The sequence below is a fragment of the Pseudosulfitobacter pseudonitzschiae genome, from assembly GCF_002222635.1.
In the GTDB taxonomy this organism is placed as follows: Bacteria; Pseudomonadota; Alphaproteobacteria; order Rhodobacterales; family Rhodobacteraceae; genus Pseudosulfitobacter; species Pseudosulfitobacter pseudonitzschiae_A.
Map to the genome: position 1 here is coordinate 3,268,078 of NZ_CP022415.1, position 14,195 is coordinate 3,282,272.

Sequence of the window (14,195 nt, forward strand, 5' to 3'; positions counted from 1 at the left end):
TGTTTTCGCCGTGCAGCACCATTAATCCAAGGAAACCAAATGCCTGTCACTGATCCCGCCCGACTGACCGCTGAACTGGTCAAATGCGCATCTGTAACACCTGCCGATGCGGGGGCGCTGGATGTGCTGTCCGACGCGCTGTCGCAGTCCGGTTTTGCCGTATCCTGGGCGGATCGGGGGGGCATCCGCAACCTGTTCGCCCGCTGGGGGGACAAGGGCCACGCGCGTACCTTTGGTTTTAACGGCCATACCGATGTGGTGCCTGTGGGTGACACAGGCGCATGGACCCACCCGCCGTTTTCCGCCGAAATTGCCGATGGCGTAATGTACGGGCGCGGGACGACCGACATGAAATCGGGCGTTGCGGCCTTTGCTGCCGCAGCTATTGATTTTGTACAGAACACACCGCCCGACGGTGCGATCATTCTGGCAATCACCGGAGACGAGGAAGCCGATGCCGAGGACGGCACCACAGCATTGCTTGATTATATGGACAAACAGGGAGAAGCGATGGATGTCTGTCTGGTGGGCGAACCGACCTGCCCCGAAACAATGGGCGAGATGATCAAGATTGGTCGCCGCGGGTCGATGACCGCATGGATCGAAGTGACTGGCAAACAGGGGCATTCGGCCTATCCACACCGTGCGCTGAACCCGTTGCCCGCGATGGTGCGGCTGATGGACCGTCTGGCCAGCTATCCACTGGACGAGGGCACCGATCACTTTGATCCCTCGACCTTGGCCGTGGTGACTGTGGACACAGGCAACCCTGCCACCAACGTGATCCCTGCGGGGTGTTCCGCCTGCGTCAACATCCGCTTTAACGACATCCATTCCGGCGACAGTCTCAGCCAATGGCTGCAACAGAATGTCGATCAGGTGATCGAAGAGTTTGGCGTAACGATCGACATGCAAATCAAGGTCTCGGGCGAGGCCTTTCTGACACCTCCCGGTGAATTGTCATCGCTGGTCAGCACGGCGGTCGAGGCCGAGACAGGGCTGAAACCGGTTCTGTCCACCACCGGCGGCACATCGGATGCGCGGTTTGTGAAAAACCATTGTCCTGTGGTCGAGTTTGGATTGGTTGGGCAGTCGATGCACCAAGTGGACGAACACGTGCGCGTCGAACATATCCACCAGCTGAAATCCATCTATGGCCGCATTCTGCGCGATTACTTTGCATGACGGTCGAGATTGCACAAACCCGCGACATTACCACCTGCCGCGCGTTGCGACGCACCGTGTTCATCGAAGAACAGCACGTGCCCGAAGCGGACGAAATCGACGATCTGGATGATGTGGCCCTGCATGTTCTGGCCACTGATGCGGGCCGCCCAGTTGGGTCGGCGCGCATTATCCTGCTGGACGAAACCGCTAAGATCGGGCGCGTTTGCGTACTGCAAGACCAACGCGGCACTGGACTTGGTGCTGCATTGATCCGCGCGTCGTTGGACATTGCGCGGCAACAACAGGGGGTGACACGGGCCAAGCTGGGCGCGCAGGAATATGCGATTCCATTCTATGAAAAGCTGGGCTTTACCGTATTTGGCCCCGTTTATCTGGACGCAGGCATTCGCCACCGCGACATGGAGTTGGCTTTGTGAAGCCAACGCTGGTCGTCATGGTCAAGGAACCGCGCGCGGGGCGTGTGAAAACGCGGCTGGGGCGCGACATCGGTATGACCGCCGCCGCATGGTGGTTTCGCCATCAGGTGCGCCGTCTGTTGCGCCAAATTCACGACCCGCGCTGGACCACGGTTCTGGCGGTCGCGCCCGATCGTGCGGGGATGGCCAGCCGCGTCTGGCCCGCGCATTTGCCCCGTTGGCCACAAGGGCAGGGCGATCTGGGCGACCGGATGGCGCGGATGATGGCACGGGCGGGTGGGCCGGTCTGTGTGATCGGGGCCGATGTTCCGGGCATCACCCGTGTACATGTCGCCACGGCGTTCGCCGCACTTGGCAACAATGATGCGGTGTTCGGTCCGGCACACGACGGCGGCTATTGGCTGATTGGCCTGCGTCGGGCGCGCCCCGTGCCGCAGGGGTTGTTCCAAGGCGTGCGTTGGTCCACCGAACACGCACTGGCCGATACCCGCGCCAACCTGCGCGGATTGCGCATTGCTCAGACCGCCACGCTGCGCGATGTGGACACTGTCGCCGACCTTGATACGATAAATAGCCGATGACGCTGCCCCAAGCCCGTGCTAACTCGGGTCTATGAGCCGTATACCTTCAAAACCCGAGATTCTCGACTGGATTGCCGCCAATCCGACCCTGACCGCCAAGCGCGATATCGCCAAGGCTTTCGGGATCAAAGGCGCTGCCCGTATCGACCTGAAACGCCTGCTGCGCGAGTTGGAAGACGAAGGTCATCTGGAAAAGCGCAAAAAGAGCTATCAGGATCCGGATCGTTTGCCGCCCGTCAGCGTTTTGCAGGTGCTTGCCCCTGGCAGCAATGGCGACCTGTTTGCCCGCCCGCTGGAATGGCACGGGGAGGGCGTAGAGCCCGTTGTGCTGATGATCACGCGCACCTCTGATCCGGCGCTGGGCGAGGGGGACCGTATTCTGGCGCGTCTGACTGTGGTGACGGCAGAGGATCACAACTACGAAGCGCGGATGATCCGGCGCGTTGGGACCAACCCCAAGAAGATTCTCGGCGTGTTTCGCAAGACCGCCGAAGGCGGGCGCATCCTGCCCGTGGACAAGGGCGCCGACAAGGAATGGCAGGTGCCATCCGACGCCACCGGTGGTGCCAAAGACGGCGAACTGGTCGAGGCTGAACTGGCCGGCCCTGCCCGTATGGGCCTTCCCCGCGCCCGCATTATCGAACGCCTGGGCGACCCGTCCGCACCCAAGGCCGTGTCGCTGATCGCCATCCGCCAGCACGGCATTCCCGATGATTTCCCCGACGATGTTATTGCAGAAGCCGACGCGATGAAACCGATGGGCCTGAAGGGCCGCGAAGACCTGCGCGACATGCCCCTGATCACCATCGACCCGTGGGACGCGCGCGATCATGACGACGCTTGCTATGCCCATCCCGATGATGATCCCAAAAACGAAGGCGGCCACATCATCTGGGTCGCGATTGCGGATGTGGCGGCCTATGTCACCCCCGGTTCGGCGCTGGACCGCGAGGCGCGCAAGCGGGGCAACTCGACCTATTTCCCGGATCGAGTGGTGCCGATGCTGCCCGACCGGTTGTCCGGCGACCTGTGCAGCCTGCACGAAGGTGTGCCCCGCGCCTGCATCGCCGTGCGGATGCAAATCGACGCCCACGGTGAAAAGATCAGCCACCACTTTGTGCGTGGTCTGATGCGCTCGCCCGCGTCACTGAACTATGAAGAGGTGCAGGCGGCCATCGACGGCACTCCGAACGAGCGTTGCGGGCCGTTGATAGAGCCTGTGTTGCAGCCGCTTTACGATGCCTATGCTGCGCTGGTCAAAGCGCGCCACTTGCGTCAACCGCTGGAACTGGACCTGCCGGAACGCCAGATTGTGCTGGAAGACAACGGCACCGTCAGCTCGGTCAACTTCAAGGATCGTCTGGACGCGCACCGTTTGATCGAAGAGTTCATGGTGATGGCCAACGTTGCCGCCGCCGAGACACTGATTGCCAAAAAACAGCCGCTTCTGTTCCGCGTGCATGAAGAGCCAAGTCCTGAAAAACTGGAATCGCTGCGCGAGACGGCGCTGGCGGCAGGTTTGACATTGGCCAAAGGGCAAGTGCTGAAGACCGCGCACCTGAACCGGCTGCTGAGCGCGGCAGCCGGGTCCGAGGATGCGGAACTGATCAATATTTCGACGCTGCGCTCGATGATGCAGGCCTATTACGGGCCGCAGAACTTTGGCCACTTTGGACTGGCGCTGCGCAACTATGCGCACTTCACTTCGCCCATTCGCCGCTATTCCGACCTGATCGTGCACCGCGCTTTGGTCACTGCCCACGGATGGGGTAAGGACGGGTTGAAGCCCGAAGATATCGAACGGCTGGAAGAGACCGGACAGCACATTTCGGACACCGAACGGCGGTCGATGTTGGCAGAGCGGGACACGACTGACCGGTATCTGGCGTCGTATCTGTCGGAACGTGTGGGTGACGAATTTACCGGTCGGATCAACGGAATTGCCAAATTCGGGGCCTTTGTTAAGCTGGACGACAGCGGGGCGGACGGTCTGGTTCCGATCCGCACCTTGGGGCGTGAATTTTTCCACTTTGACCGCGAGGCAGGCACCCTGATGGGGGCGGACACCGGCCTGACCATCAGCATCGGCCAGCGGGTGACAGCCCGCCTGACAGAAGCGGCGCCTGTCACGGGTGGTATTGCGCTGGAACTGTTGTCGATCGACGGGGAAAAGATGCCTCAGGGCGGCAGTTGGTCGCCTGCGGGCCGCGCACCGCGACGCAAAGCGGCCAAGGGCAAGCGCAAAAGCGACAAGATCAAGCGCAAGGTCAGCCGGAAACGCAGCTAGGCGCGGAACTATACTGTCAGTTTTTGACAGGAGTTGTGGTATAACTGGCCTATGACCCGCACCCATCGCCTGTTCCAATTGATGCAACACCTGCGCCGCCTGCCACCTCCGGTGACGGCGCAGCAGCTTGCCGATGACATGGAAGTGTCGCTGCGCACAGTGTACCGCGACATGGATGCCCTGCGCGGTCTGGGCGCTGTGATCGACGGCGAGGCGGGCTTTGGTTTTACCTTGATCGAGGACGCAACCCTGCCGCCGCTGGGGTTCGAGGATGACGAACTGGAAGCGCTGGTTCTGGGGTTGCGCGATGTGGCGGTGATTGGGGATCCGGCGCTGTCCAAAGCAGCGCAATCTGCGCTGGTCAAGATTCAGGCCCGTGTGCCACCCCGTCAGGCGCACCGATTGAAACATGCCATTCTGGATGCGCACCGGTTTCATCGTCCTGCCGAACCGACTATTGATGTGGGCCTGCTGCGTGCTGCCACGTGGGAAGAAGTGTGCGTGCGTTTTGCCTATTCCGACGCAACCGCGCGTCAGACCGAGCGCACCGTGCGTCCGCTGGGCATTGTCTATTTCGACCACAACAACGTGCTGTTGGCGTGGTGCCTGCTGCGGCAGGATTTCCGGTCGTTCCGGCTGGACCGGATGACCGATCTGGAACGGACCGAGGTCAGCTTTCGTCCGCACCGCGTGCCGTTGCTGCGCCAGCATCTTGAGCGGATCAGAGCCGAACAAGAACGTCACACCCTCTCGTGATGCTTTCGACACCGTATAATAGTCGCTAACCTGTTGGTAATCACGCGGACCACACAAGCGAGAATCGAGGCACTATGCGGTATTTTTCCCTGACAGCAGCGGCGGCACTGAGCGTCGGATTTGGTGGCTTGGCACACGCCGATACATCCCTAAGACCCGTGCTGCGCCCGCAACCGGCGGCGTCGGCCAGTGATACCACCGTGGCCGCAAACCCCATATCAGAGACGCAAAACCTGTCGAATGCGGGTTTTCAGACATGGATCAAAGAATTTTTTCCGCGTGCGATGGCGCAGGGCATCCGGCAGAGCACGCTGGACCGCGCTTTTTCGAGTGTCAGCTTTGACGCGGACGTGGTGCGACGTGACCGCAACCAGTCGGAGTTTACCAAGACGATCTGGGATTATTTGGACACGGCCGTGTCGGACGCCCGTATCGCGAACGGACAGGCCGCTGTGCACAAACATAGCGCAACTCTGAACAAGATCGAGGCGACCTATGGCGTTGATAAATACGTGGTGGCCGCGATCTGGGGGCTTGAAAGCGCCTATGGCGGGTTTCGCGGGTCGAACAAGACGATCCAGAGCCTTGCCTCTTTGGCCTATGACACGCGGCGCAGTGCGTTCTTTGAAGAGCAACTGATGGCGGCACTGACCATTTTGGAAAACGGGGACGTTGCCGCCAGCCAGATGAATGGAAGCTGGGCGGGGGCGATGGGACATACGCAATTCATGCCCACGTCTTTCTTGGCCCATGCGGTGGATTTCACCGATGATGGCAAGCGCGACATCTGGTCGGATGATCCCGCAGATGCGCTGGCGTCGACAGCTGCGTATCTGAAGCATCACGGTTGGAAGACGGGCATGCCTTGGGGAGTTGAGGTGACGCTGCCTGAAGGGTTTGATTACACTCAAGCTGATCGCGAAATCAGGCGGTTGCCCTCGGTCTGGGCGGGCATGGGTGTTGCGGGTGTCGGTGGCGCGGTGCCTGATCATGGCCCCGCTGCGGTTTTGTTGCCTGCGGGCGCGCAGGGTGCTGCATTTCTAGTGTTCGACAATTTTGAAGTGATAGAAGCTTATAACACTGCCGACGCTTATGTAATTGGCGTGGGCTATCTGGCTGATCGCATTCGGGGTGGCGCGGCAATTCGCGCCGAGTGGCCGCGCGGGGACCGTGTGCTGACCTTTGATGAGCGGATTGAGTTGCAGGAGCGGCTGACGGCACAGGGGTTTGATACCCAGAAGATTGACGCCAAGATCGGACCGCTGACGGTGGATGCGGTGCGGCGGTATCAATCGGCGGAAGGTTTGGTGCCGGATGGCTATGCGTCGCTGCGCATTCTTGAGCGTTTGCGCGGCGGGTAGGGGCAGGACCGGAGCGCTGCCCCGGACCCCGAGATATTTTCAGCCAAAAGAAGTTTAGCTTTCGACGATTCCGCGCAGACGTTCAGAGCGGCGGCGTAGCAGTTCGACCACGGTCAACAAAAGGATCGAGATGCCGACCAGAAGCGTGGCAACTGCAAGGATCGTTGGGCTGATTTGTTCGCGCAGGCCTGTGAACATCTGCCAAGGTAGGGTCTTTTGGCCGGCTGAACCCACGAAAAGGACCACCACGACTTCGTCGAATGAGGTGATAAAGGCGAACAGGCCGCCCGAGATCACGCCGGGCAGGATCAGAGGCATTTGCACGCGAAAGAAAGTGGTGACGGGGTTTGCGCCCATATTCGCCGCCGCGCGGGTCAGAGAGCGGTCGAAGCCGACAAGTGTCGCCGTTACCGTGATGATAACGAAGGGAATGCCAAGCACTGCGTGTGCCAGAATGACTTTGACGTAGCCGACAAAGTTTTTGTCCAGGCCCAGCGACGATTCAAGCCAGTTGCCCAAGGCCGAGTAGAAAAAGAACATGCCCGTGGCCGAGATGATCAGGGGAACGATCATTGGCGAGATCAGGATCGCCATGATGGTGCCTTTGAACGGGACGTGGCTTTGTGACAGGCCGATTGCCGCCAGTGTGCCCAGCGAAACCGAGATGATCGTCGCAATTGGTGCGATGATCAGCGAGTTTTTCAGACTACGCTGCCACTCGTTGTTGGTGAAGAAGTCCTCATAGTGCTTCAGCGAATAGCCGTCGGGATCCAGTCGGAGCATTTCCGGCGTGAAGGTGAAGAAGTTCTCGGCGTTGAAGCTGAGCGGCATCACCACAATGATCGGAGTGATCAGAAAAATGAAGATCAGCGCGCAGATCACGCGGAAGGCGTAGTACCAGATCCGCTGAGGCATCGTTGCATAAGGAGGCAGGCCCATAATCAGTTATCCCAGTTTCACGTTGTCGATGCCTACGATCCGGTCGTAGCACCAGTAAAGGACGAGAACGACCGCCAGCAGGATCGACCCCAGTGCGGCCGCGAGGCCCCAGTTAAGCGAGGAGGAAATGTGGTAGGCGATGCGGTTGGAGATGAACACGCCTTTGGTTCCGCCGACGATTTCGGGGGTGATATAGTAGCCGATGGACAAGATAAACACGAGGATCGAGCCCGCGCCGATGCCCGGAATCGACTGGGGGAAGTAGACGCGCCAGAAAGCAGTCCAGTTTGTGGCACCCAGCGATTTGGCTGCACGGAGATAGGTGGGCGGAACGGTCTGCATCACGGAATACATCGGCAGAATCATGAACGGCAGCAGAATGTGCGTCATCGCGACGATCGTACCGAACTGGTTGTTGATCATGACCAGACGGTCGGCGTCATCGACAAGGCCGATCCACACCAGCACGTCGTTGATCACACCCTGTGATTGCAACATCACCTTCCACGCCGATGTTCGCACCAGAAGTGAGGTCCAGAATGGCAGCAGCACGAGGATCATCAGCAGATTTGCTCTGGATGCAGGCAAGTTCGCCAGCAGCCATGCCACCGGATAGCCCAGCAGGATGCACGAACCGGTGATCATCAAAGACATGACCAGAGTGCGGCCAAAAAGTGTCAGCAGGATCTGTTTTTCTTCCGGCTGCCAGGCAAAACCGTCGGGTGTCTTCTGCGCGTCGATGGCATTCAGGAAATAGCCGGCGGTATATTTGGCCGAATGTGTCTGTAGGGTTTCCCACGCTGTAACATTGGCCCAGTCCTGGTCGATCTCGGCAAAAGTATCGGTATAGGACGGGATTTCGAAATCGACAGCCTGCGCCTGTTGCAGCAAGGCGGCGCGCTCACCGCTTAGGCCCGACAGGTCGGCGGTTTTCAACTCTTCCAGCAGCGCCAGCGAAACCAGTTCCCACGGGGCGCGGTTGGTCGGAACACGTTCTGCGTCAGTGACTTCGAAGATGGCCCATTCGGTATATGTGCGCGCGGTGCGCGGCAGAAGTGCGGCAATCTCGGCGCTTGGCACAAAGTCCATGTCTGCGCTGGCTGGACCGTCGTTCAGACGACCGATGCGACCGCGTGTGTTTTTCAGCAGGGTTGTGTTGCCCTCACCGTCACCGGCGTCCATCAGCGCGTACCAGGTTTCGCCATTCTCGAAGGCAGGAACGGCGTCTTCCAGTGCTTTGGCTGCATCCTTGGCCAGATCATCAACCTTGCGGCCAGATTGGCGGAACAGGGACGAAATGCCGGTTTGCTCGTAGTTCAGCCGCGAGCCGAGGCGGGTGTGTTTCTTTGCCTCAGTGGCGACGAACAGGTCGTCGTACATGGCTTTGTAAACAGCTTCGGAGGGCAGTTCGCCCGACGCGGCGTCCCAGCTTGCCAGTTCTTGCACCGCGTAGGGCAAGGTGTTGGCCACAATGTCATTTTCCACCGACCGGAACAGCATCGAGCCGATCGGGATAATGAAGGTAACCAGAACAAAGATCAGCAACGGCGCGATCAACAACAACGCCCGGCCCTTCTGGCGGCGCAATGCGCGCCCCAGACTGCGTTTCAGTGGCGTGCCATCCGCTGCAAGAACGGGTCCTGCATCTACGGGTGCAACAGGCACGGGGCCTGCGACGGCGTCATCATCTTTTGAGTTGCTCATCATCGGTCTCGCTTTGGAGGGTGGTGGGGGCCGGACATGGCCCCCACCGAAATTATGCGATCAAGCGGGGCTTATTGTGCCAGCCACGCTTGGAAGCGCGCGTCGATGTCGTCGCGGTAGTCAGCCCAGAACGTGTAGTTGTACAGGAACGTGTTCTCGGCGTTCGCGGGGTCAGTCGGCATGTGCTGTTTCATGTTCTCGGGGACCAGCGGTGCGGAAGACGCACGTGCAGGGCCGTAAGAAATGTAATTTGCCTGATCCGCCAGACGCTTGGTGTCTGTTGCGAATTTCACAAAGTCTTTTACACGTGCCAATTTGTCGTCAGGCAGACCGGCCGGGATGATCCAACCGTCAAGGTCGAACACCTGCGCGTCCCACATCATGGCGACGGGCTGGTTTTGCTCTTCGATGACAGAATACAGGCGACCGTTATAGGTCGAACCCATGAAGATTTCGCCATCTGCCAGCAGCTGGGGTGTGTCAGCACCGGCCGACCACCAGATTACGCTGTCTTTGATGGTGTCGAGCTTGGCCAGAGCCTGCTCTTGACCTTCGGCAGTTGCCAGAACGTCGTAGACTTCGTCTTTTGCGACGCCGTCACACAGCAGAGCCCATTCCATGTTGTTGATGGGACGCTTTTCCAGCGAACGTTTGCCCGGATATGTTTCCAGATCAAAGACGTCGCAGATTTCGTCAGGTGCATCGACGCCTTCGGGAACCATGTCTGTGCGGTAGCCGAATGTTGTCGAATAAACAATCTGCGGGATGTAGCAGTCGGAAACGATCAGGTCGCCGAAGTCATCCGTCGCCGAGGAACCATCATCGCCTTCGGCGAGCAGTTCGTCGGGATCATATTCCATCGCCAGACCTTCGTCGCACAGGCGAATGGCGTCAGCAGCCACAACGTCGACCAGATCCCAAGTGATGTTACCGGCTTCGTTCATGGCGCGCAGTTTGGCCACAGCTTCGTTCGAGCTTTCATCCCAAACGATGGTAACTTCTGGGTGCATTTCGGCATAGGGCTCAGCATAGGCTTTGAGCTGGCTGTTCTGATAGGCGCCGCCCCAGGAAACGATGGTCATTTCGCTGGACATTTCCTGCGCAACCGCGACCGAGGCGGCGGCGGTGAGTGCAGAAGACGCAAGTAGCGTTTTCATCAAATTCATTGATAGTTCTCCCATTTGTATGCCCGTTGGGTTCGGAGGCCATGATTGGGCTTGATCACAGCCTCATAGAAGGCGCATCCCGAAAGGGTGCGCCTGCCGTGCCTTGGATGCTATGCGTCCAAAGCGCGGCAATCTTCAGGCAACCAGCCGATTTCGATCTGGGTGCCAGGTGTCAGACGCTCCTGATCCGGTGCGTTCCGGGTTTTGATGACAAAGTCATCAGTGCCAGCCACACGCAGACGGGTGCGGAAAATGTCGCCCATATAGATGAATTCAAGCACTTCGGCCTTCAGCGTTCTAGCGCCGGGCATCAAGCGTTCTTTGTTCATCTCGACTCGTTCGGGGCGGATCGACACACGGGTACGTTCACCAACTTCGGTGACGTTCACCGGAACAGCGTCGATCAGATCGCCGCCGTCCAGTTGCACAACGGCGGTGCCGTTGGTGATTTCCTTGATTTCGCCCATCAGTGTGTTGTTCTCGCCAATAAACTGCGCGACAAAACTGTTTTCAGGCTTTTCGTACAGTTGATCCGGCGGTGCCAGCTGTTGAATGCGACCGTTTTCAAACACGGCAACGCGGTCGGACATGGTCAGCGCTTCTGTCTGGTCGTGTGTCACATAGACCACGGTAATGCCCAGCTCGTGCGCCAGATTGGTAATCTCGAACTGCAGGGTTTCGCGCAACTGTTTGTCAAGCGCACCCAGAGGTTCGTCCATCAAGACCAGTTCGGGTTCAAAAACCAGTGCCCGCTCCAGCGCGATCCGTTGTTGCTGGCCACCCGACAGTTGTGTGGGGCGGCGTCCGGCGAAATCGTTCATCTGCACCATGCCAAGCGCGCGATGGATTTTTTCCTCGCGGTCGGACTTGCCGATCTTGCGGACCTCCAGAGGGAAGGCCAGATTTTCGGCCACAGTCATGTGCGGGAACAACGCATAGTTCTGGAACACCATGCCGATGCCACGCTTATGCGGTGGAATGTTGTTGATCGATGTTCCGCCTAGACGGATGTCGCCATGTGTTGCTGTTTCAAATCCCGCCAGCATCATCAGGCAAGTGGTCTTGCCCGATCCAGATGGGCCGAGCATCGTCAGAAACTCGCCCCGTGGCATGGAAAGGTTCAAGTCTTTGACGACGAGGCTCACGCCGTCATAGCTTTTTTGCACGCGTTCGAACTCTACAAACGCCGCATCAGTCGATGTGTTAGCCAAATTCGGCTCCCTGAATTTACGACGACGGTGAACCCGCCTTGTTGGCCCAAGTAAAGCGACCACGGTCCAGTATTGCAACCGGATTGGTAGAAAACAGTTGGTTGCGCCCACAATGCAGGCATATTTTCTGCTAAATCCTTGAAAACAGGACAATCGCCTGCGAGAGGGGCTGCTTTTTGAGCATGCACTTTCGCAGGAATCGCAAAAACACGTAGGTGTTGCGTCCCGTGACGACACAAAGCAAGGTCCAGAAAACGGAGTACGCACATGATAATAAAGAATCTGCCCTTTGCTTCTGCAGAGTACGATCGTCGCATCGCACTGGTGCGAAGTGCGATGGATGTAGCAGGAATTGATACGCTGTTCGTCACCGACCCCAGCAATCAGGCATGGCTGACCGGCTACGACGGATGGTCATTTTATGTGCATCAGGGCGTGATCTTGCAGGGCGAGGGCGACCCGATCTGGTGGGGACGGCGTCAGGACGCCAGTGGTGCGCGGCGCACGGTCTGGATGGATGACGACAACGTGCGCGGCTATGCCGACCATTTTGTGCAATCCACCGAACGCCATCCGATGCAGGAACTGGCGGGCATTCTGCAAGAACTGGGTGCCGAGCACATCGGCGTCGAGATGGACAACTATTATTTTTCGGCCAAGGCATTTGCGGTGATGCAATCCAGCCTGCCGGACGCCAGATTTTCGGATGCCACTGCGATGGTCAACTGGAAGCGCGGCGTGAAATCCGAGCCGGAGCTGGAGTATATGCGCAACGCGGCGCGGATTTCGGAAAAGATCATCGACGGCTTGCTTGAGCGGGTCGAACCCGGCGTGCCCAAGAACGAAGTCGTCGCGGAAATTTATCGTGACGCGGTGCGCGGTGTGGATGGCGCTTGGGGCGATTATCCCGCGATTGTGCCACTGTTGCCGTCGGGAACGGACGCTGCTGCGCCGCACCTGACATGGGACGGTCGCCCGTTTGAAACCGGCGAGGCGACCTTTTTCGAGATTTCCGGCTGCTATCGCCGCTATCACGCGCCGTTCTGCCGTTCGCTGTTTCTGGGCACGCCACCTGATTTCCTGAAGCGTGCCGAGGCCGCGCTGGTCGAGGGACTTGAGGCTGGATTGGAGGCCGCCCGCGCGGGCAATCGCGCCTGTGACATTGCCAACGCATTGGCTGCGCCGCTTGAGGCGGCAGGGATCGAGCGCGGCGAACGCTGTGGTTATCCGATCGGGCTAAGCTATCCACCCGATTGGGGCGAGCGCACGATTTCCCTGCGCGTGACCGACGAAACCGTGCTGGAGCCGAATATGACCTTTCACTTTATGCCCGGCCTATGGATGGCCGATTGGGGGCTTGAGATCACCGAAAGTATCCGTATCACCGAGGACGGCCCCGCCGAGTGTTTCTGCGACCGTCCTCGCAAGATGTTTGTCAAACCGTGAGCCTGCGCCAGACTATCGATTTGCTGGAACAGCTGATTGCGATGCCCACGGTGTCAGCGGACAGCAATATGGTAATGATCGCTGAACTGGCCCACCGGCTGGAAGATGCGGGCGCGCGCACAGATGTGATGTTGGCACCTTGTGGCACCAAGGCGAACCTGTGGGCCAGCATTGGCCCCGAGGCACCGGGTGGTTTGCTGTTGAGCGGGCACACTGACGTGGTGCCGGTCGAAGATCAGGACTGGACCTCGGACCCGTTTGAGATGCGCGAGGCTGATAGCCGTCTGTACGGGCGCGGCACCTGCGACATGAAGGGGTTTATCGCCGCGGCTGTGGTGATGGCAGGCAAGGTAAAGCCGCAAAAGCCTGTGCATTTCGCCTTTACCTACGACGAAGAGGTGGGGTGCATCGGCGCGCGCGCGCTGGTGCCGGAACTTCAGGCGCGCGGGTTGCAGCCAGCGATGGCAGTGATCGGAGAGCCGACGGGGATGCGTGTGATCGAAGGTCACAAAGGCTGCTGCGAATACACCACCCACTTTACCGGCCTCGAAGGGCACGGCAGCGATCCGGGGCGCGGTGTGAACGCCGCTGAATATGCTGTACGCTATGTTATCCGTCTGATGGAATTGCGCTGTGATCTGATGGCACGCGCCCCTGCCACCAGTCGGTTCGAGCCGCCGTGGACCACCATTAACATTGGTCGCGTTTCAGGCGGCGTGGCGCACAACGTGATCGCGGGCAAAGCCGAGGTCGAATGGGAAATGCGCCCGGTGGTGCAAGACGATGCGCGTTTCGTAAAGCAAAGCATCGAAGCCTTTGTCGAAAACGAAATGCTGCCGATGATGCGCACCATCTATCCACAGGCCGACATCCGTACCGAAACGATTGGCGAAATAGCAGGCCTGCAACCGATGGAGGTGAACACCGCCCGCGATGTGCTGGCCGGATTGCTGGGCACCAACAGCGCCGAACTGGTCCCCTTCGGGACCGAGGCGGGGTTGTTTCAGGAGATGGGGATGGATGTGGTGGTCTGCGGGCCCGGACATATTGCCCAGGCTCACAAACCGGATGAATTTGTCGAGATCGACCAGATGAAAGCCTGTCTGGCGATGTTAGAGCCGCTAATGACAGGCGCCTGAC

At 59.2% G+C, this 14,195-nt stretch carries 11 protein-coding genes and 1 pseudogene; 8 read left to right on the forward strand and 4 right to left on the reverse strand.

Annotation, left to right across the window (positions count from 1 at the left end; translation table 11 throughout):
• The first annotated feature begins 39 nt into the window (after positions 1–39).
• The 6 genes from dapE to SULPSESMR1_RS16125 all read left to right on the forward strand — a co-directional run bounded on the left by dapE (position 40) and on the right by SULPSESMR1_RS16125 (position 6,589).
• Positions 40–1,185 carry a succinyl-diaminopimelate desuccinylase gene (gene dapE / locus SULPSESMR1_RS16100; RefSeq protein ID WP_089421785.1) on the forward strand — a complete coding sequence of 382 codons (1,146 nt, stop codon included), beginning with the start codon at positions 40–42 and terminating at the stop codon, positions 1,183–1,185.
• Complete coding sequence (locus SULPSESMR1_RS16105) at positions 1,182–1,604, forward strand: GNAT family N-acetyltransferase (protein WP_089421786.1); 423 nt, start codon at positions 1,182–1,184, stop codon at positions 1,602–1,604. Before dapE ends, SULPSESMR1_RS16105 begins: the two co-directional genes overlap by 4 nt.
• Complete coding sequence (locus tag SULPSESMR1_RS16110; RefSeq protein WP_089421787.1) at positions 1,601–2,185, forward strand: TIGR04282 family arsenosugar biosynthesis glycosyltransferase; 585 nt, start codon at positions 1,601–1,603, stop codon at positions 2,183–2,185. Before SULPSESMR1_RS16105 ends, SULPSESMR1_RS16110 begins: the two co-directional genes overlap by 4 nt.
• A 31-nt stretch (positions 2,186–2,216) precedes the next feature.
• The gene (gene rnr / locus SULPSESMR1_RS16115) at positions 2,217–4,472 is read left to right on the forward strand and encodes a ribonuclease R (RefSeq protein WP_089421788.1); all 2,256 of its coding nucleotides are present in this window, start codon (positions 2,217–2,219) and stop codon (positions 4,470–4,472) included.
• A 51-nt stretch (positions 4,473–4,523) separates the two neighbouring features.
• Positions 4,524–5,228, forward strand: coding sequence for a helix-turn-helix transcriptional regulator (locus SULPSESMR1_RS16120; protein ID WP_089421789.1), 705 nt, complete (start codon positions 4,524–4,526; stop codon positions 5,226–5,228).
• A 74-nt stretch (positions 5,229–5,302) separates the two neighbouring features.
• Positions 5,303–6,589 (forward strand): lytic murein transglycosylase, encoded by a 1,287-nt coding sequence (locus SULPSESMR1_RS16125; RefSeq protein WP_089421790.1) that lies wholly within the window; start codon positions 5,303–5,305, stop codon positions 6,587–6,589.
• Between the two features lie 54 nt (positions 6,590–6,643).
• Here the strand turns inward: SULPSESMR1_RS16125 and SULPSESMR1_RS25455 are convergent.
• The 4 genes and pseudogenes from SULPSESMR1_RS25455 to SULPSESMR1_RS16145 all read right to left on the reverse strand — a co-directional run.
• A pseudogene (locus SULPSESMR1_RS25455) lies at positions 6,644–7,522 on the reverse strand (ABC transporter permease); the annotation flags it as partial.
• A gap of 12 nt (positions 7,523–7,534) precedes the next feature.
• Positions 7,535–9,232 (reverse strand): ABC transporter permease, encoded by a 1,698-nt coding sequence (locus SULPSESMR1_RS25460; RefSeq protein WP_089422369.1) that lies wholly within the window; start codon positions 9,230–9,232, stop codon positions 7,535–7,537.
• Positions 9,233–9,303: 71 nt separating this feature from the next.
• Positions 9,304–10,398 carry an extracellular solute-binding protein gene (locus SULPSESMR1_RS16140; protein WP_089421791.1) on the reverse strand — a complete coding sequence of 365 codons (1,095 nt, stop codon included), beginning with the start codon at positions 10,396–10,398 and terminating at the stop codon, positions 9,304–9,306.
• Between the two features lie 110 nt (positions 10,399–10,508).
• Positions 10,509–11,564 (reverse strand): ABC transporter ATP-binding protein, encoded by a 1,056-nt coding sequence (locus SULPSESMR1_RS16145; RefSeq protein WP_434223018.1) that lies wholly within the window; start codon positions 11,562–11,564, stop codon positions 10,509–10,511.
• Between the two features lie 312 nt (positions 11,565–11,876).
• Here SULPSESMR1_RS16145 and SULPSESMR1_RS16150 point away from each other — a divergent pair, with 312 nt between their 5' ends.
• Positions 11,877–13,055, forward strand: coding sequence for a M24 family metallopeptidase (locus SULPSESMR1_RS16150; RefSeq protein WP_089421793.1), 1,179 nt, complete (start codon positions 11,877–11,879; stop codon positions 13,053–13,055).
• Positions 13,056–13,096: 41 nt separating this feature from the next.
• Positions 13,097–14,194: an acetylornithine deacetylase gene (argE, locus tag SULPSESMR1_RS16155; protein WP_434223019.1), complete on the forward strand. Its 1,098-nt coding sequence runs from the start codon at positions 13,097–13,099 to the stop codon at positions 14,192–14,194.
• Position 14,195: the final 1 nt, after the last annotated feature.